The organism is Litorivivens lipolytica, assembly GCF_014191715.1.
Taxonomy (GTDB): domain Bacteria; phylum Pseudomonadota; class Gammaproteobacteria; order Pseudomonadales; family Spongiibacteraceae; genus Litorivivens; species Litorivivens lipolytica.
Window position 1 is genome coordinate 172,671 of sequence record NZ_JACHWY010000002.1, and the last position, 18,294, is coordinate 190,964.

13 protein-coding genes are annotated in these 18,294 nt (G+C 55.7%); 3 read left to right on the forward strand and 10 right to left on the reverse strand.

Translation table 11 applies throughout. The features are described from left to right. Positions 1-7 precede the first annotated feature (7 nt). Together FHR99_RS09240 and FHR99_RS09245 are read right to left on the reverse strand one after the other, a co-directional pair. Entirely contained in the window at positions 8-895 is an 888-nt protein-coding gene (locus FHR99_RS09240) for a TIGR01777 family oxidoreductase (RefSeq protein WP_183410370.1), read from the reverse strand. After that, positions 892-2,421, reverse strand: coding sequence for a cryptochrome/photolyase family protein (locus FHR99_RS09245; RefSeq protein WP_183410371.1), 1,530 nt, complete (start codon positions 2,419-2,421; stop codon positions 892-894). Before FHR99_RS09245 ends, FHR99_RS09240 begins: the two co-directional genes overlap by 4 nt. Positions 2,422-2,615: 194 nt before the next feature. Between FHR99_RS09245 and FHR99_RS09250 the strand changes: the two genes are divergently transcribed. Next, positions 2,616-5,000 (forward strand): putative bifunctional diguanylate cyclase/phosphodiesterase, encoded by a 2,385-nt coding sequence (locus FHR99_RS09250; protein WP_183410372.1) that lies wholly within the window; start codon positions 2,616-2,618, stop codon positions 4,998-5,000. Positions 5,001-5,016: 16 nt separating this feature from the next. Here FHR99_RS09250 and FHR99_RS09255 read toward each other — a convergent pair whose 3' ends face one another. From FHR99_RS09255 to FHR99_RS09275, 5 genes are all read right to left on the reverse strand, one after another. Continuing rightward, positions 5,017-5,679, reverse strand: coding sequence for a DUF2894 domain-containing protein (locus tag FHR99_RS09255; RefSeq protein ID WP_183410373.1), 663 nt, complete (start codon positions 5,677-5,679; stop codon positions 5,017-5,019). Next, the gene (locus FHR99_RS09260) at positions 5,669-6,307 is read right to left on the reverse strand and encodes an OmpA family protein (RefSeq protein WP_183410374.1); all 639 of its coding nucleotides are present in this window, start codon (positions 6,305-6,307) and stop codon (positions 5,669-5,671) included. Before FHR99_RS09260 ends, FHR99_RS09255 begins: the two co-directional genes overlap by 11 nt. Then, positions 6,307-8,394, reverse strand: a complete 2,088-nt coding sequence (locus tag FHR99_RS09265) for a DUF802 domain-containing protein (RefSeq protein WP_183410375.1) — start codon at positions 8,392-8,394, stop codon at positions 6,307-6,309. The genes FHR99_RS09260 and FHR99_RS09265 overlap by 1 nt, the downstream gene beginning before the upstream one ends. After that, on the reverse strand, positions 8,391-9,140 hold the full coding sequence (locus tag FHR99_RS09270; RefSeq protein ID WP_183410376.1) for a DUF3348 family protein: 750 nt from the start codon (positions 9,138-9,140) through the stop codon (positions 8,391-8,393). The genes FHR99_RS09265 and FHR99_RS09270 overlap by 4 nt, the downstream gene beginning before the upstream one ends. A 173-nt stretch (positions 9,141-9,313) precedes the next feature. Beyond that, a complete protein-coding gene (locus FHR99_RS09275; RefSeq protein ID WP_183410377.1) occupies positions 9,314-9,862 on the reverse strand; it encodes a lipocalin family protein in 549 nt (182 codons plus the stop codon). Positions 9,863-10,145: 283 nt separating this feature from the next. Here FHR99_RS09275 and FHR99_RS09280 point away from each other — a divergent pair, with 283 nt between their 5' ends. Then, positions 10,146-11,366, forward strand: a complete 1,221-nt coding sequence (locus tag FHR99_RS09280) for an iron-containing alcohol dehydrogenase (protein ID WP_183410378.1) — start codon at positions 10,146-10,148, stop codon at positions 11,364-11,366. Between the two features lie 60 nt (positions 11,367-11,426). On the opposite strand, the gene FHR99_RS09285 is transcribed toward FHR99_RS09280, so the two are convergent. The 3 genes from FHR99_RS09285 to FHR99_RS09295 all read right to left on the reverse strand — a co-directional run bounded on the left by FHR99_RS09285 (position 11,427) and on the right by FHR99_RS09295 (position 15,681). Further along, on the reverse strand, positions 11,427-12,143 hold the full coding sequence (locus FHR99_RS09285) for a YebC/PmpR family DNA-binding transcriptional regulator (RefSeq protein ID WP_183410945.1): 717 nt from the start codon (positions 12,141-12,143) through the stop codon (positions 11,427-11,429). A 71-nt stretch (positions 12,144-12,214) separates the two neighbouring features. Next, a complete protein-coding gene (locus tag FHR99_RS09290; protein ID WP_183410379.1) occupies positions 12,215-14,545 on the reverse strand; it encodes a TonB-dependent receptor in 2,331 nt (776 codons plus the stop codon). A 62-nt stretch (positions 14,546-14,607) separates the two neighbouring features. Further along, a complete protein-coding gene (locus FHR99_RS09295) occupies positions 14,608-15,681 on the reverse strand; it encodes a DUF3089 domain-containing protein (RefSeq protein ID WP_183410380.1) in 1,074 nt (357 codons plus the stop codon). A gap of 326 nt (positions 15,682-16,007) precedes the next feature. Between FHR99_RS09295 and FHR99_RS09300 the strand changes: the two genes are divergently transcribed. Next, positions 16,008-18,293 (forward strand): TonB-dependent receptor, encoded by a 2,286-nt coding sequence (locus FHR99_RS09300; RefSeq protein WP_183410381.1) that lies wholly within the window; start codon positions 16,008-16,010, stop codon positions 18,291-18,293. Position 18,294 lies beyond the last annotated feature (1 nt).

Consider the following 18,294-nt stretch of genomic DNA (forward strand, 5'->3'; position numbering starts at 1 on the left):
CAGTGCGCTAGTTAAGAAGTTCGTTCAGCGCACTATCTATGGTTTCAAAGCGAAACTGAAATCCCTCCTCCAAAGCCGCTTTGGGTACCACAAACTGCCCTGTCGTCAGCAGGGCAGACACCTCTCCCAACATCAAACGCAAAGCCCGCGGTGGCATGGGAATCACTGCCGGACGATGCAATGCACGACCCAAGGCCTTGCTAAAGGTTTTATTGCTCACCGGTTGCGGGGCAACAGCGTTAATAACGTTCGCGTTGAGTTCGCCACGCAGGCAAGCCATCAACAGTTTCACCAGATCGCTGATATGAATCCAGCTAAAGCCTTGTTTGCCTGAGCCGATGGGACCACCCAGCCCGAGCTTGAACGGTGGCAGCAGATTATCCAAGGCGCCGCCGTCGCCGAGCACAACGCCAATCCTGAGGCGCTGCACATGAGTAGATTCTTCTGCTTGCAGTGCACAGGCTTCCCAGTCACGGCAAAGATGGGCAGCGAAGTCGTCGCCCGCAGTGGCGTTTTCGTCTAGCGCGGGAGCATCACTGGCGCCGTAATAGCCTATCGCAGACGCAGAAATAAAACGCTGAATAGTGGGGCTGGCTTTAATACCTGCTGCCAGTTGCTCGGTGAGTTGGATGCGGCTGTCGCGTAGGCGCTGCTTTTGGGTTGGGTTCCAGCGCTTGGCAAACAGATTTTCCCCGGCCAGATTAATGATCGCGTCAAAAGGCCATGCTTCCGTTGTTGTTGGAAGCGCGTTGATATAGCGAATGTCTCCAAGGTCACTGCGCGCTTGTCTCGTAAGAATGGTTACCTGATAGCCTGCGTCGATCAGTGCCCGTGTCAGCGCACTGCCGACAAAGCCGGTGCCGCCGGTTAACAATACCCGTTTAATTTCTGTCATGTCGTAATCCTGTTGCGAATCTGACGTACCGTGTCACGAATGTTCGATTTTTCCTGATGCGAGAGGCGTTTGATATTGCGAACCTGCAAGGCCATGCGCGGGTGGTCGCTGAATCGCTGTTCGTGCCGAATCAAAAAGTCCCAGTACAGGGCAGTGAATGGACAGGCGTTTTCGCCACTGCGTTTTGCGGGGTTGTAAGGGCATTGATCGCAGTAGTTTCCCATGCGTTGAATATACTTGCCGGAAGCGACGTAGGGTTTTGAGGCCATCAACCCGCCGTCGGCGTACTGCGACATGCCCAGCGTATTCGGCATCTCAACCCATTCAATCGCATCGACGTAAATCGCCAGATACCAGCTGTGTATTTGCTCTGGCTTAACGCCAAACAGCAAGGAAAACAGGCCGGTTACCATCAGGCGTTGAATGTGATGGGCGTAGCCGTAGTCCAGTGTCTGAGTGATGGCATCTTTCAGGCACGCCATGTCGGTATCGCCTGTCCAGTAAAAACCGGGCAGGTCGGCGCTCGCTTCCAGTGCATTGCCCTCGGCAAAGCGGTCATAGTGAGTGAAGTAGAGTCCGCGCACATATTCGCGCCAGCCCAAAACTTGCCGGATAAAACCCTCTGCGGCATTGAGCGCCACATAGCCGTTGCGATAAGCGCGCTCGACGGCGGCAACCACGTCACGGGGATTGAGTAACTTCAGGTTCATGGCTGCAGAAAGCCGTGAGTGGTAGAGCCAGGGTTCTCCATGCCAAAGGGCATCCTGATACTGCCCAAATCCGACCAGTCGGTTGTCGATAAAATCCTGCAGCGCTTCCTGCGCCTGTTGCGCTGTGACCGGCCAGTCGAAGCGCTCAGTGGAGCCCGGATTATCGGGAAAGCGCTCATTCACCAGCGCGATCACGTCACGGGTAATCTTGTCGAGTTTGAAGGTGGTGGGTTGGCTCATCAGGCCGGGGCCTTGGGCGCCGAAACTTTCGCGGTTGTCGCCATCGTAATTCCACTTGCCGCCGCAGGGTTTGTCATCGTCCATCAACACGCCATAGCGCTTGCGCAATTCGCGGTAGAAGTATTCCATGCGCAAGGATTTGCGCCCGGATGCCCAACTGTGAAAATCGTCTATTGTCGAGAAAAAATGCGTATCGGAGTAGATATGCAGTGGGAGCCCAACAGAGTCCGCAGTGCCTCGCAGCATTTCGGCAACACGCCGATCCCCCGGCTCAGTGACCGTGATCTCTTCGGGGGAATGCTTGTCGATTGCAGCACGCAGGGCCTCTTCCAGCGTGCTCCAGGAATGGGTGTCCAGAGCGTGATAATCCACAGCTTGTTTGCGGCTTTTTAGGTCGCGGGCAAAGTGTCGCATCGCACTGAGGAAATACACACTGCGCGCTTTGTGTGACGGCACATGCAGACTTTCCTCGGCAACTTCAGCCATCCAGAAGACGTCACCGCGTTGATAATCCGTTACCAGCGGTGCCTGCGAGTCGAGTTGGTCGCCGAGCACGATACGGAGTGTTTTACCCATCAGCAGTATTTCGCTGTAGCTTAATGGCGACGGTGTTCTGCATGCTGAATCCTTGGTGACAAATATACTGATTGTGTTACGTAATTTGCGCTATCCCAGACCACTCGGGCGTTGTCTTAAAAACATTAGCACGCATACGCGTTTTCAAGTGATATTTTGCGAACACTCACTAGGTAATAATCCGCATAGCCGCATTGGGCGTCTTCAACCACACTGCTCGTCCGAAGAAATCTAACTGGAACGTGTACGTGCTGGAACTGGCACGGAAGAGGTCGGGAATGGGCTCTAAGACATCACAGCGCTGGACGCGCACTGCGACAGGGAAGCTGTTAGACGTTTCCACAAATCCGTATTTGCTGTTTCTGGCTATCGGCACTTTTTGGATAATTCTTTCCGATCAGGCGCTGGCGGCGATGCATTTTCCAGATTCACTGCTGTCAATGACCGGCTTTCAAACAGCGAAGGGCTTGCTGTTTGTTGTTATTACCGCGTCTGCTTTCTATTCCATTGGCTTGCGAAGTCAACGAAAACTGAACGACGCAACCAATCGGCTCCAGGGCTTTAGTGAAATTGCCAAGACCTCCTTTGATATTGTATGGCGGGCTAATGCGGGAAGCGGCGCTTATGAGATACTTCATGTATCTGACGCTGAGCGCTATAGCCAATTGTACGACGATGGTGTAGCCGCGGTGCATCCCGATGATTTTGGCGATGGGGGGCTCCCGAGCCACATCAAACGGCATGGGTTGAGGGCTCCCTTCAAGGCCGATGCCAGAATGGCGATCGATGGCGAGTACCGCCATTTTGAGCACTGGGTGTTTCCCGTCTTTTCTTCAAGTGGTGAGCTCATTGAGTACTACGGCACCTGCCGCGATGTTCACGATTTCGTTAATGCCCAGGAAAGAATCCAACGTGATGAGCATATGCTGCGAATGGCTTCCGAAGTGGGCGGTGTGGGAATTTGGGAATGGAACATTCCCGATAATAAGTTGAGGCTGTCTAATGAGGTCCACCGACAATATGGCAGTGTGGTCGATAACCCAACGGCGCTGAAACAATATATCCATCCGGAAGATTACCCCGCGGTGCGTGAAGTCATGTTGTCGGCCAAGCATCATGGGCTACCGTTTGAGATTGAATACCGGGTGGTTACTGCCGGTGGTCATGAGCGTTGGATTCACAATAAAGGTGCCCCGGTAGACAGAGGTGAAATCTCTCGAGGCGAATCCAGCAAGCAGATGGTAGGTATCAGCCTCGATATCAGCCGTATCAAGCAGGCTGAGCAACGCCTTCGTCAGCTCGCTTTCTATGATTCTGCAACCCAATTGCCGAATCGTGAGAAAGGGCAGCAACAGCTCGAGAAAATTTTCGGCCAAACCAAGTTCGCTGGTGAATGGGTTGCGTTGAGTATGTTTGATATCGACTACTTTTCATCACTCAATGAAACCTATGGGCCGATGGTGGCCGACGAAATTCTGAAGCGGATAGCAGACTCGGTAGTGAAGGCTAGTGGCGTACGCGATTTTGTCTGTCGCTACGGGCCGGATATTTTCCTTGTGATTTTGACCGGTTGCACTGAAACGCAATTTGTGGAGAAAGTCGAAGTTCTGGAAAGTATCCTGCATTCGGAGCTCGAAATTTCTGATATGAAACTGTTTGTCAGTATCACCGGGTCCATCGCCTGCAGTGATACCGATGGAGACAGCGCATCGGAGTTGGTGCGCGCAGCCCAATCTGCGCTCTACCATGCTAAAGATCAGAAGCGCGGCAAGCTGGTCCGCTTCTCGCCCGATATGTTGTCTAAATCGCTGCGCTTCGAGGCGATCCGCAATGCACTGAAGACGGCCATCTCCAACGCCGAGCTTACCGTCAATTTTCAGCCGCTATACCATATGCAAAAGCAAAGTATGCGCGGTTTTGAAGCACTTGTGCGCTGGAATTCGGCGAGCTTGGGTGCTGTGTCTCCCGCTGAATTTATACCCATTGCCGAGCGTATTGGTTTGATTGGTGAGATCGATGATTTTGTACTCGATGCCATTGCCGATCAAATTCAGGAATGGCAAAGCCATGGTCTAGAGGTCGACGCCATTGGATTCAACCTGTCACCGCGAAACCTCGAGGCCGACGGTGGTGCCGATCGGCTTCATCGAAAGATTTTGAGCCGTGGGCTGGAGCCTAGCGCCTTGCTGCTCGAGGTTACTGAAACAGCGATGATTCAGGATGCGATCGCCGTGGCGCGCAATCTGGAACAACTGGCGGCCTACGGTTATTTGATTGCTATTGATGATTTTGGCACGGGATATAGCAGCTTGGAGAACCTGCATCGCTTCCGTATTGAGAAAGTCAAAATCGACAAGAGTTTCACGCAGGCGATTACCATGTCTGAGCGCCATGCCAATATGGTGCGTTCAATTATCAATATGGCCCATGCCATGAATATGGAAGTAGTCGCAGAAGGCGTGGAAACGGAACACCAGCGCGAGTGTTTGAGTGAGTGGGGTTGCGATATTCTGCAGGGCTATCTTTATTCGAAACCGGTTAACGCCGAAGAGGCAGAGAAATTTATGCGCGCTGCCTGATCAGACAGCGCATCACTTACTTGCGCTGGCCTTTTCCTCGGGCCGCCTTGCGGTTTTTATGCTCGCGACTTTGTTGCAGTGCATTCAGTGCGTCAATATAACTGACAAACCGGTCCAGATAGGCGGGTGACACTGCCTGAATTTCATTGAGAATTTTCACTGCCAGCATGTGCGGGTTTAGCGGACCGGGGTTTTCCGGTTTCTGCTCCAGTGCAATGCGGACCTTGCGATGTTTGGCGTGCTTGATCTGATGTTGCTGAAAGCGACTGGCGGCGCGGAGGCCGGTAGTAACTTCAGTGCTTTCCTCAGATTGAGGTGCTACTGCTAGCTCGCCAAGTAATTTCCTGTTCTGTTCCTGAAGTTGCTGGTCGAGTTTGCTTAAGGGCTTGGGTTGCGGCGCTTGTGTTTCTCGTTTAAGTGCTTCCAGTAGCGGCGCAAGCGGTGAGGGCGTGGCCGAAGGCGCCTCTTCATTGGAAACTGATGCTACAGGGCAGCGTTGCTCCAGGCAGGCTTCTATTCGCTGGTAGAGTTTTTGTGCTACCGCCTCACGTTCTTTTTCTGCGCGGCTGAGCAAGCTCTCCGCCAGCATCAGTGGCAGCGGGCTTTGCGCGCCGGATTGTTCGCGCCATGCCTCGAGATCAGCTTTCAGTTGCGTTGGGTCCGGCATCTTACTGATCATCGTCCGTCTGGGTTGCGCGCGGCACGGGCGCCATTTCTACCCGCCGGTTGCGGGCGCGGCCTTCCGCATCTTCATTGGAGGCGACCGGCTGCTGGGCGCCAAAGGCGGCGGCAAACACCAGGTCAGAGGGCATGCCCGCGTCGATTAAGGCGCGGGTAACGGTTAGCGCGCGTTGGGCAGAAAGCTCCCAGTTGTCAGTAAAATTCAGGTTGCCCTGTTGGATGGGGAGATCGTCGGTAAAACCGCTGACCATCAAAATCTGATCGTGCTCACTGAGATAAAACTGCAGCGGTTGCAGCAGGCTCTCAAGCAGGGCACGCCCTTCATCCTGCAGCTCGGCAGAGTTGAGTTCAAACAGCACACTGCCACTGATCCCAATACGGCCTTGCTCGAAAGTAATACGGCCTTGAGCCAGCGGTGCGGCGAGTGCCTGCTCGAGAGCCTGACGACGCTCCTGCTCGGCTTCGCGTTTGGCGACTTCCTGTTTCAGGGACTGGGACAGCTCCAGCTGGAAGCCCAGTGCCCAAACCAGCAGCAAGACAAACACGCCGACCAAACCCGTCATTAGATCGCCGAATACGGCCCAGATAGGGGGTTCCTGTTCCAGACTATTGTCGAGGTCTGCCATCAGTCGTTACCGTTGGTGGCGGTTTCTGCCTGCAGTTTTGCCAGCAGTTCCTGATGGGTCAGTAAGTTGTGATCAATGATTTCACGGGCCTGACTCAAGTAGTATTCCATTTGCTCGTCGCTGCGCTGACCGCTGCTGGCGAGCACCGCTTCCATTTTCTCCAGTCGCGCCATCAGCTGCGTGTTAGCTTCTCCAAACTGCTGCACTGCGTTGGTGAATACCTCACCCAGAGCCGTCAGTTCGGCGGTGCTGGCAGAGAAGTGAGCGATCTGTTCGCTGAGCGCTTCGCTTTCACCGGCAACCTTCTGCTCGAATTTCTCGGCAATGCCGCCAAGGCTTTCGCTGGAGCCTTCGAGCATGGCCTGTACCGCTTCGCGTTGCAGGCGGGCATTTTCTTCGAGGCTTGCAGACAGGGATTCGAGTTTGCCGAGGGTATCGCGGCGCTCTTCAAGCAGGCCATTGTCGCGTTCGATATTCTTGCTGATTTCCGCGCGCATCTGTTCGATAACTTCGGCGGCCGCGCGCGGTGCTTCCGACGCGGTTTCGATCAGACGGGTCATGGGCGCTTCAAGGGCAGCCCCCAGTTTGGCCAGCTGTTCTGCGCTGCTGTCCTGCAGAGCTTTGAGCTGCGCGGCGGTGGCTTCGCTGCGCTGTTGTTCGTCGTTGCGCAGTTTTGAAAGTTGTTCCGTAGCACTGTCGATCAGCGTTTGCAGATTCTGGGCCGCCTGCTGTTGCCACTGTTCGTCGCGCTGCTGCTGGGCATCAAGCACGGCGCTGCTCTGGGCAAGCAGCTGATTGATTTTTTCTTGATGCGCGGTGGCATTTTCGCGGGCTTTTTCCGCCAGTTCGTTACTGGCCTCGGCCAGCTGGCGCGCACTGATTTCTGCGGCTTCACGCGATTGCTGCGCGCGCTCCTGCTCAGCCTGTCGGCTGCTCTCAAGCCATTCAGTATTGGATTTTTGCAGGTTTTGCAGCAGGGCTTCGCTGCCCTGGGTGAACTGAGACTGTGCCTGCTCAAGCTGCGCTTTGATCTGTGCCATCAATTCGTTGCTGCCCTGCTGGTGCTGTTGCAGCACCTCCTGCCAATGGGCCTGCTGGGCCAGTGTGCTTTTTTCAAGCTCGCGGCTGATGCCGGAAAGTTGAGCGGAGACTGCGGCAGAAATCTGCTCCTGTGTGGCCTGACTCTGTTCGCCCAGTTTCTGGATAAAGGACTGAAGGATCGGCTGGGCGCTTTCGGCGGCTACCTTGCCGGTATCGCGAAAGCCGGCGCTGAGGGCGTCGCTGACATTGCGGTTAAGTTCGCGCTGCTGTGTGGCGAGATCATCCTGCAGGGCTTTGTGACTGGCGCCGAGGCTGTCAGCGAGTTGTTGAAAGCGGGCGTCGAACTGTTCGGCCAGCTGGCCCAGCTGCGCGGCGGCCGCGGGCAGGGCGGTGGCCTGAGCTTGCAGCACGTCGTAGGTTTGACGGCGCTGATAGCTGAGAGAATGGGTTTTGAAAGCATCGCCCATTTCAGCATCCAGCTGACGTGAGGCCAGCAAACGCTCGCGGCGGCTCAGCGTCGAAATCAATCCCAGCATGGCCGAGGCGGTGACACCGGCCACGGAGGTGGCAAAGGCAAGGCCCAGACCTTCGATGGGCGCGGCAAGACCTTGGCGAATCGCTTCCAGTTCGGTGCTGCCCTGTAAGGCGCCAACGGCACCCTGCAGGGTTTCGACCATACCGAGAAAGGTGCCGAGCAGACCGAGCATGACCAGCAGGCCAACCAGATAGGGTGTTAGCAGCGGGGCGGGCAGGCCGGTGGCTTCGCCATTGATGCGCTGGCGTACGGAAAAGCGCAGTGAGGCAGGCAGCTGGGCAAGCCATTGATTGAGGTCGGCCACCGGGTGCTCGGCGGTATTCAATGCCTGCTGCAGTTTGCCGGTTTCGCTCTGATAGCGCAGCAGCTCGACAAAACCGGTGGTATAGGCGGCGGCAATGAGCAGGCTGACCAGCAGAGCCAGTACGCTACTGGCGACAAAGCTGGAGCTCATCCACAGGACGACGAGGGCGCCCAGAGCAAAAAGAATAATGGATACGGTACGTGTCATGACTTGTCCTGAGGTTCCAGTACATCCAGCAGGGCGCGCGCCGGCAGCAGGCGTAAATCCAGTTCTGCCAGCAGCAGTTGCTGCATATCCTGATGAAAACCGTGAATCCAGCCGCCTTCACAGGTCCAGGCGCTGGGGTCGGTTAATTGATCGGTCTCGGCCGATTCGATAAAGGTTTGACGCCGGGCGTGGAAATGCTCACCCACCAATTTAATGACGCCGCCGAGCACCTGGCGGCTGTATTCGCCAAAGGTGTCGTCGACGATCTTATCCAGTGCTGCCAGCTGCGAGCGGGGCGGTGGATCGAGGGTCAATGAGGCGCGCAGGGATTTGCGTAGCTTGCTGATCCGGTGGTCCATCTCACTCTGATGCAGGGAATAAAAGCGCAGGTAGGGCTTAACACCCTCGGCTGGGTCCTCCAGCGTTGGGCGGTTGGCCACGGGCAACATAAAGGGAGCGCTGGTATCGCTGGGGTCAAAGCTGCGCAGTATAAAGCGGATGATACCGCCACGGGCATTTAGGAACTGGCGTTGAGGGCGTTCCATCGAGATAGTGTCGGCGGCTTTGACCTTGTCCAGTGACATTAATGCCCGCGCCAGCGAGATGGAATCCGACAGCCCGATCTGGTCGCCCAGTAGCTCGGCGAGGTTGTATGGCGCAGGTCGCACATCGGGCAGCAGATTCATGCTGACCAGATGCTGCAACAACGGAGGCTGGCTCCGGATGTCCTGTGGGGCTTGCGTCATATCGGTCCGGGTTGTGGGGGAAGCCGCCGGGCGGCGAACTGCTGGCTGACAACGGATTGTTTTTTAGGTTGGTCATTATCGCCATTTTGGCCGTGGCATCAAGCTGGGCGCCACGGCCGGGGACGGTACTGGAAGGGGGTGGTGAGGGGCTTAAAACTATCTATATCAGTGGCTTAACGCTCATTCAGCGGCTGCTGAGGCTGTCTGCGGAACTCGCTCACATCGTAACCCATGTCTTCAATACGCTGCACATAGCTCTGGTAGCGCGCGTCTGACATGCCGGGGTCGCGGGACATCAGCCAGACATAGTCCCGGCTCGGGCGGGCAATGATGGTCTCCCGGTAGTCTGAGGTGACATAGGCAATCCGGTAATCGGCGGCAAAGGGCCAAAGGAACTGCATTTTCCAGGCGGTGCCGTCGGAGCCTTCAACCACGGTCGCTTCGGGGGTGTAGCGCTTCACTGGTCCATCGAAACTGCCCTTGTTGAAGGTATAGGTTGTATAGATGCGTCCGTCGTCACCCAGCCGGTAGTTTTCGATACCGTTATGGGCCTCGCTCTCCGGCGGCAAGGGGATAAAGCCAATCACATACCAGTCGCCCATAAAGCGTTGCAGGTCGACGGATTCCGGTCGCGGCAGCGGATTGTCGGGCGCGGAGCTACAGGCGCTCAGAAAAACCATGGTGGTGGAGGCAATGGCGAGAGTGGCAACGAGTTTCAGCATGTTGACCCCGTACTGGAAGCGATTTCTGTTATGTACGGGGCGGGCAGAGATTTGGACTTCGGTCTTGTAGCTGCATTGTGATCGATTCACGCTTTGAGGCCCTCTGCGTTGGACTGCTTATTCATAGTAGGCAAACCCTTGCGGCAAAAGTCTTGATGATGTGCGCCAGACGCCATTCAGAAAAATTATGCTGATCACCGCAGGTAAACCAGCGTCTGGTCTTTCAGTCGCCTAAATTGGAAGGCTAGTATGAGGAGCTAAGTCATAAAAGAAATGAATTCTCATGCACACTCTGACTGTACTCTATAGCCGAGCCATGTCCCTGTTGAGCCGGCTGATAATGAAATTTATCAGTGTTCCCGCACCTCTGGTTTACGCGGGCGCTGGCAGCTCAAGCGCCTTGATGCAGGCCATCGGTAATTTTGGTCACCAGCGGGTGTTGGTGGTGACCGACAAAATGCTGGTTGAATTGGGCCTGGTTAAACAGGTCACTGCGTCCTTGGCCGAGCAGGGCATCGATACCGTAATTTACGACGGTGTGCTGCCCGATCCAGATTTTGGGCAAGTAAATGCGGGCATCGCGAGTTGTAAACAAAATCGCTGTGACGCGGTGTTAGCCATCGGTGGAGGCTCTGCGCTGGACGCGGCAAAAGTCATCGCGATTTGTTCCGGCTCCGATCAGGAGCCGGCAAACATCGTCGGCTATTTCAATGTAAAAAGCCGGGGTTTGCCGATCTATTGTGTGCCCACAACCGCGGGCACAGGCTCTGAGGCCACCATGGTCTCTGTGGTGACAGATGCTCAGGCCGAAACCAAGTGCTTTATCGTAGACCCGAAACTCGTGCCCGACGCCGTCGCGCTCGATGCGGACTTGATGCTCAAACTGCCGGCCCCGATTACGGCTGCCACCGGTATGGATGCGCTGACTCACGCGATTGAATCGGCGCTATCGCGAGAAGCCAGTGAAGACACCTTGCGCAAGTCCCTGGCGGCTGCGCGCATCATCTTCCAGAATCTGGAATCTGCCGTTGCTGATGGAGGCAATCGCTCGGCAAGAGAAGCCATGGCACTGGCCAGTTACTATGCCGGTTCCGCCTTCACCATAGCCAATGTTGGCTACGTGCACGGCATGGCTCACCAGCTCGGTGCCCTCTGTCATCTGCCTCACGGACTGGCCAATGCCTTGTTCCTCCCTCACGTGCTGGATTTTTATCGCGACACCTGTGCGCCGCAGATGGCGCGAATTAGCAAATCAGCGGGTATCGGCAGCGCGAATGACAGCGATGACATTCTTGCCGAAAAACTCGTCGAGCGGGTGAAAGAACTCTCACAGGCGATCGGCATTCCAACCCACGCCGACGTCTTAAAACCTGATCAGGTGGCAACGATTGCTGCGCGGGCAATGAAAGAATCACACGGACTTTACGGCTACCCGGTGCCGAAATATATGCGCGGGGAAGAGTGTGAGGCGATTGTGCGCAAGATACTGCCGGTAGGCGAGTAATAGGCTGTTTGTGTTTTCACGGAATGTCAGGAGGTGACATTCCGTGAACTCGCGTAAGTGCTACAGTACAGCGTCGTGGTAAACCCGTTGAACATCATCAAGATCATCCAGCATATTCATAAATTTGTTGAACTGATCGCGATGTTCTTCGGCGATAGGCGTTGAGCCTTTCGGAATAAACTGAATTTCGTCGACTTCAAACTCGATATCCGGAAAGCCTTCCATCAATGCGGTTTTGGCCTTGAAGTATTCGGTATGCGGCACGAATACGCTCAGAGAGCCGTCTTCGTCCTCAATATCGCTGAGGTCAACTTCCGCCTCCAGCAGACACTCCATTACCGCTTCTTCGTCGTCGTGCGCGAATTTGAAAATCGCACAATGATCGAAGCTGTGGCTGGTGGTGCCCTGAGTGCCAATCTTGCAGTCGGTTTTGGTAAAGCACAGGCGCACATCGCCAAAGGTCCGGTTGGGATTGTCGGTCAGGCATTCGATAATCACCATGCAACCGCCGGGACCAAAGCCCTCATAGCGCGCCGGTGAGTAGTCCTCCCCCGCGCCGCCCTGGGCCTTTTTGATGGCATTTTCGATAACGTGGGTAGGCACCTGCTCGCGCTTGGCGCGCTCGATCAGCCCCCGCAGGCTCAGGTTGCCCTCGGGCTCGCAGCCACCGGATTTGGCGCAAACGTAGATTTCCCGTGCGTAGCGGCTGTAGACCCGGGCCTTGGCATCCGAGGTCTTCGCCATTGAATCTTTGCGGTTTTGATATGCGCGTCCGATGACCATTACTCCTGCAGGTTGATAGCGGGCAGCATTTTAGCCCATTTTCAGGCTAGGCCAAGAGTCCCTCGTTACCAATTGGCTTCAATAATCAAACCGGCCGTGCGCGGCGGCTGCGGCGCGATCAGTGAGTAGTTGCCGGGATCGGGCTGGGAGAAGTGGTGGGTGAAGATATCGTCGTGGTCTTCGAGGTTCTCCACAAAAATACCGACTCGATATGTGTCGGTCGGACTGTTCCAGTTCAGACGGATATCGGTTTTGTGGTGGGCGTCGACGGTATCAATGGGGTTATCGTAGGGGCGACGCTGATAGTCGTCAGACCAGGCAAACTTGACCACGCCGGTTAGCATACCGAAACGCTCCAGCGGGTGGGTGTAGCGCAGCAGGGCGCCAAAGGTAAATTCCGGGGCGTCGCTCATGCGAGCGCCTTTAAAATTGTGGGGCTGGTCGCTGTCACAACCGGGCTGGGTTTGCTGGTTCTCCAGCTCGTCATCGCGGCCGCAGAATTCCTCAAATTTTGCGTCCAGCCAACCAAAGGAAAAGTGAGCCAGCAGATTGGGCAGAGGCGCCCATTGCAGTTCAGCCTCGACTCCTTGAATGGAGGCCGCACCGGCATTGTTCAGCTCAATACCGGTGACGACAATTTTGGAAACTTGCAGGTCCTCGTAGGAATAATCAAAGGCCGATACATTCAGGGTCAGTGAGCGGTTATCAAACAGGGCGGTTTTCCAGCCGAATTCGATCATATTGAGAAATTCCGGATCGACCTGATTCAATTCACCGCTGGTCAGGATCTGGGCCGTGCCGGGTTTGTAGCCGGTGGCGTATTTGCCGTAGATCATGCCTTCGTCGCTGTAGAACCACTTGCCGCCGATCTCGCCGGTGCGGGCGGTGGATTCACCGGGTGCGTCGAAGGACTGGTCCGATACCACAAAGGGCGGGTTGGGCTGGCCGGTCTGGGCATCCTGCGCCGAGGCGGTGTCGCGTTCTACCAGCAGTCGGAATTCGTCGCGGTTATAACGGATGCCGGCAAACAGTTCGATCTCCGGCAGGGTCGACACCATATCCCGCAGATTGGCGCGAACGTTCAGGAAGGCTGCTTCGTTTTTGGTGTTCTGGTTCAGATCCTTTGTTACCACATAGGCATCAAAGATCCGGCTGCCGGCGCCGCCGGGAAGATTAATCGGCGCGAAAAACAACTGCCCCAGATTCTGTTTGGTGCGAGCAACGACGAAGCGATCCTGATGGTTGTCGTCGCGGTACCAGAACAAACCGAAGATCCAGTCGATGCCGCTGGTATTCTGCGAGGTAAACCGCAGTTCTGCATTGCGACCGACGCCGTTGATGTAGTTGTCGGTTTCAACGATCTGCACCTCGGTGCCATCGAGATCGTTGTAGCGGTGCAGGCGGCGGCGCTCGACGCCACCGATCAGGTCCACGTCGATATTACCCAGCAGCCACAGGTCTTCCAGACTCCAGGTCAGGTCGGTAACCACGCGGCTGCTCTTGTCATCCACTGGGCCAAAATCCTGATATTGCTGCGAGCGGACTTTTAACAGGTCGAGGGGCATCGGGGCGACGCCGAACTCGCGGTAGCGTTCGCTCTGCCGGGTGGAGATGGACGGGCTGGCAACCATATGCGCCTTGGTGCGCTTGTTATTCTTGATCGCATGCAATGCTAAGCGAAGGTTCTCGTTGACGTAGCCCTCAATCATGCCGCGATAAAAATAGCGGGTGAAGCTCTCCGGCTCTTCATCGCCATCGGCCAATTCGTTATCGAGGTAGCCGGTTTGTTCTTCCCACAGGCCGGCAAAGCGGGTGTTGATACCGTCGGCAACCGGTACGTTGATAAAGCTGCGTACCCGGCGATTGTCGTAAGATGCGGCTAGCAGATCGCCGCCCACCTCCCAGTGATCGACCGGGCGCTGCCATTTAACATCGATCGCCCCGGCGGTGGCGTTGCGGCCATACACGGTACCGGACGGCCCTCGAATCACCTCAATGGTTTGAATATCGTAAAACGGCTCGGTGGAATCTACGAAAAAGCCATTGATGTGGTAAGCCACGGGCGAGGTGCCGCCGAAGGCCTTGCCAATACCGCGAATGGAGATATCGTTGCCCTCGCGGTCGTTACGCGAGACCAGTCCGGGGGTGATGTCGGCTAATTGCTCAAAGCCGTCGATATTGTTCGCCTTGAGCAGTTCGTCAGAAAAGGCGGAGACCGCCGCAGAGACTTCCTGCACCGATTCGGTCCGCTTGCTGGCCGTGACAAAAACTTCCTCAATCATGGCAGTGGGCTTGTTCTGCTCGGGAGGCGTTTCGGCCGTCTGATCTTGGGCAAGCGCGTTTATCGAGAGCGTGCCTACCAAACAGGCCAGGGGGAAGCGGTTGTATGATGTCATGGGTAATATCTCTTTCTTATTATTCCAATGATAGTAAACCCTGCGGAGGCTGGTGCGCAAAATCACGGTGCCTCTGACAGGTAGGCTTGGCTGCGCTGTTCCAGATTGCTTCGTATGTTCATCCAGAACAGATTGTAGTCGTAACTGTGGTAGCCCTTGCCGGGAAACAGAGCCAGTCCGTAGCCGCGGGCGGCGGGTTCTTCAATCCAGAGAATGCCGTCTTCGCAGCGTGCTCCGGTCTGGTGGCGGTCGGGGGCGTCCAGAAAATAGGGGCCGGTTATGGGGAGTGACCCAAGGTTGGCGTTTTTGTTAATAGCCACGCCATCGCGGCGCCAGGACAGCGGGTTTACACAGACCGGTTGCCCCTTATTCAGCCAGTGACTGCCATCGCCGCCTTCGGCCACGGCATTCCAGCTCAAGTAGCAGCCGGTGGCTGTGGGGCTATCGCAGACCGGCAAAAGACCCTTCAGTCGGGATTCTTCAACGGTATTGCCGATCAGGTAGCCTGCTACAAAGCGCCTCGCATCCCGTGATCGCTGGGTATAAAGGTATTGCAGCAACGGCACCGCATGAGTGGTGCCTTGGCTGTGGCTGGCAATCAGGAAAGGGCGGCCCCGATTGTAGTGATCCAGAAAGTGGTCAAAAGCTCGCCGCACGTCGCTGAAGGCCAGTGAGCGCGCCTTTTCCAGATCATGCTGGCTCAGGGGTTTAACTTGCGCGCCTTGAGACATTTGGCGGTAGCGGGGGGCATACACTTTGGCAATGCCGTTATAGACCGCCGCCTGCTGGGGCAGCACACCGTAATCGGTTATAAGACGGGCCAGCCAGTTGCTTGTACTGCTATTCCATGCCCCGCCAATCAGGTAGCTGGTGGGGTGAATATAGAATACATCCATAACCGCATTGGCCTGACGATCTTCCAAACCGGTGCCAGCCGGCACCAGATCGGCATTGTCCTTGCGATCCGGGAGGGCAGCCCAATTGTCCGGGTCGTTGTAGTCCGGTGCTTCGGGGCTCTCTGTCGGACTAAAAGGTTTGCTGGGAGCTAGCCAGCCCGCGTAGAGATCGAGCGCTGTGGCAGGCGCCGCCATCAGGATGGTCAGCAAACTGATTATTAGTGCTGTTCCAGCTCTCATAAACACGCCTCGTTGAGACACTTTATTGTTATCAGTGCTGACACTAGCACACTCTGTCATGGCTGGAGGATGTCGTGTTCGGCCAGATTCTGGTGTCAGAATGCATTGCCGGCGGCCGTTTCAAGCGCTTGTAATAGCAAAGTCGTACTTTTGTACATTTAGGGCTTTTGTCTTGCTGAGCAATGCGTTAGCCTGAGTTTCGGCCCGAATGTAAATAACGATAACAACGTGAAGCGGGGTGGTATGTGAAGTGGAGTTGTCTGCGGCGTCGAGTGCGCCTTTTTAGGGTTGTTCTTACCGGAGTATTCCTCTGTAGCGGTCATACGTTGGCCGAACCGCGTGTGATCGAAGAGGTGCTGGTTACGGCCAACAAGCGCCTGGAGAGCTCTCAGGATGTGCCGCTCTCGATCTCGGTAGTCAACGGCGACTTTGTTCGCGAATCCGGTATTACCGATGTGGGCGAAATCACTCGCTATATTCCCAACGTCAATTTTGATGCCTCGCTGGCGCTCTATACCACGGTGACCATTCGTGGTTTTGGTACGCCGCCGCTGGGCGTGGGCTTTGAACCTTCCATTGGGCTGGTGATCGATGATGTGCCCTTTGGTCGCTCTACCTTTACCCAGGATGCGGTATTTGATCTGGAGCGGCTTGAAGTCCTGCGCGGCTCGCAGGGCACCCTGTTTGGCAAGAATACCCTTGGCGGTGTATTTAATTTCCATACGGCGTCACCTACCGACACGCCCGAAGGCTATATCAGCTATAACCGGGTTGAGGACGTAACCACAGAAAGCGCCGAACTGGCGATCTCTGGCCCCCTGATTGGCGACAAGGTCCTGGGCCGACTGGCCTATCGCTATAGCGACGGCGATACGCTGGAGTTCAACAGCACCCGTAACGAGCAACAGACCCAGCGTGACGAGGGCTTGCGCATCAAGCTACTGTGGGATGTCAGCGATACTCTCACGGCCAAGGTGAATTTGCTGCGCGCGGAGTCGATCACCAAGGGCTATACCCAGTCGCTCTACATTGCCAGCGAACGCAGTCTGGATGTTTTTCGTGAGTATGATCCACAGACCGAAGCGGACCCCTACGATCAGAATACCTCCACCGATGGCCTGACCTTGTCGGATCGCGAAACGGCTGCGGCTTCGTTGCAGCTTCTTTGGCAGACGCCGACCTTTTTTGGTTTGAACAATACCCAGCTCACCTCAATTCTGGCCTGGTCGCAGGTCAAAACCCCTTACGCGCTCGACGTTGACTACTCTCCGGTAAACCTCGTTGTGTTTAACGGCCCGCCGCGCGGTAACCCGTATTCGGCCCGCTCCCTTGAGTTTCGTTTTGACGCTACCGCGCCGTCGTTTTTCGGGCTCGATGGCGAGGTGGATTTTGTCGTAGGTCTGTTCGGCCAGCGCTCCAAGGTCAATGTCTTTCAGGATATCGATGTCGATCTCAATGGCCTGTTTGCCTTTGCCCGCGCGGGCGCCATTGTGCAAAACCAGCAGCTGCCCTTCGATCCGTTTTTGCTAGGGCTGCCAGTGGATTCCAACGGTCTGATCATTGCCGGTGAGCGCGAGCGTTTTATCTCGGGAACCTCGGCTGAAACCGTTTCCTATGCGATTTTCTCGCAGTTGAACTGGGCTGCAACCGAAAAGCTGAGCGTTACCCTGGGGCTTCGTTATGGCGAAGACGAATCTACCGGACGCTCGTTTTCGGCCGTGGCTGAGGGAAACAGTTTGTCGGCGGGTTCGCTGCAGCAGGAGAGTTTCAGTGCGCCGGATCTGGAACGTCGCGAAACCAATGTTTCGCCAAAAGTGGCCGTGAACTATGAGGTCGTGCCGGACATCAATCTTTATGCCACGGCGGTAAAAGGTTTTAAAGCCGGTGGTTTTGATTTTGCGCCACTTAACCCCAATTCGCTGGAATATGACGCGGAATCGGCTGTTACCTATGAAGTGGGTTTAAAGTCGCGGCTGCTCGGCGGCTCGCTGGTATTGAATGTGGCTGCCTTTGATTCAGAGGTGGAAGACCTTCAAATTCGTACCTTTAATGGTGTCACGTTGGTTACGGATAATGCGCCGGAGTCAGAAAGCCGTGGCGCGGAACTGGATTTCTTCTGGTTGCCACCGCTGCAGGGCTTGAGCATTGTCGGTAGTGTGGGTTATCTGGATGCGATTTATAAAACCTTCCCCGATGGCCCGCCCATTTTCACCTCGGGTCAGGATGAGCGCCAGAATCTTGGTGGTAAACCACTGCCTTATGCATCGGAGTGGAATGCGACCTTGTCGCCGCGTTATGAGTTCGGCTTTTTCGGTATGGATGAATTGCGTGCCAGCATTCGCTTAAATATCAGCTACAACAACGGCCGTTTTCTGGATTCGGATATTGACCCCAATACCTATCAAGAAGGCACCACGCGTATTGATGCAGGCTTGGGTTTGCGCTCGGAAACAGGTGGCTGGTCGCTAAACTTTAACGCCAAAAACCTGACCAAAGAACAGGATGCCCTGCTGATTCTCGACCAGCCCTTGCTGCCCGGGAATTACACCATGACACCCTATCCGGATCAGACCATATACCAGCTTGGTCTGCGATGGGATTTCGGCGGCTGAG

Excerpts from the sequence above, each read along its gene's own strand:
- FHR99_RS09240 (WP_183410370.1), bottom strand. The coding sequence starts at position 895 with ATGACAGAAATTAAACGGGTATTGTTAACCGGCGGCACCGGCTTTGTC.
- FHR99_RS09245 (WP_183410371.1), bottom strand. The coding sequence starts at position 2,421 with ATGGGTAAAACACTCCGTATCGTGCTCGGCGACCAACTCGACTCGCAG.
- FHR99_RS09255 (WP_183410373.1), bottom strand. The coding sequence starts at position 5,679 with ATGATCAGTAAGATGCCGGACCCAACGCAACTGAAAGCTGATCTCGAG.
- FHR99_RS09260 (WP_183410374.1), bottom strand. The coding sequence starts at position 6,307 with ATGGCAGACCTCGACAATAGTCTGGAACAGGAACCCCCTATCTGGGCC.
- FHR99_RS09265 (WP_183410375.1), bottom strand. The coding sequence starts at position 8,394 with ATGACACGTACCGTATCCATTATTCTTTTTGCTCTGGGCGCCCTCGTC.
- FHR99_RS09270 (WP_183410376.1), bottom strand. The coding sequence starts at position 9,140 with ATGACGCAAGCCCCACAGGACATCCGGAGCCAGCCTCCGTTGTTGCAG.
- FHR99_RS09275 (WP_183410377.1), bottom strand. The coding sequence starts at position 9,862 with ATGCTGAAACTCGTTGCCACTCTCGCCATTGCCTCCACCACCATGGTT.
- FHR99_RS09280 (WP_183410378.1), top strand. The coding sequence starts at position 10,146 with ATGCACACTCTGACTGTACTCTATAGCCGAGCCATGTCCCTGTTGAGC.
- FHR99_RS09290 (WP_183410379.1), bottom strand. The coding sequence starts at position 14,545 with ATGACATCATACAACCGCTTCCCCCTGGCCTGTTTGGTAGGCACGCTC.
- FHR99_RS09295 (WP_183410380.1), bottom strand. The coding sequence starts at position 15,681 with ATGAGAGCTGGAACAGCACTAATAATCAGTTTGCTGACCATCCTGATG.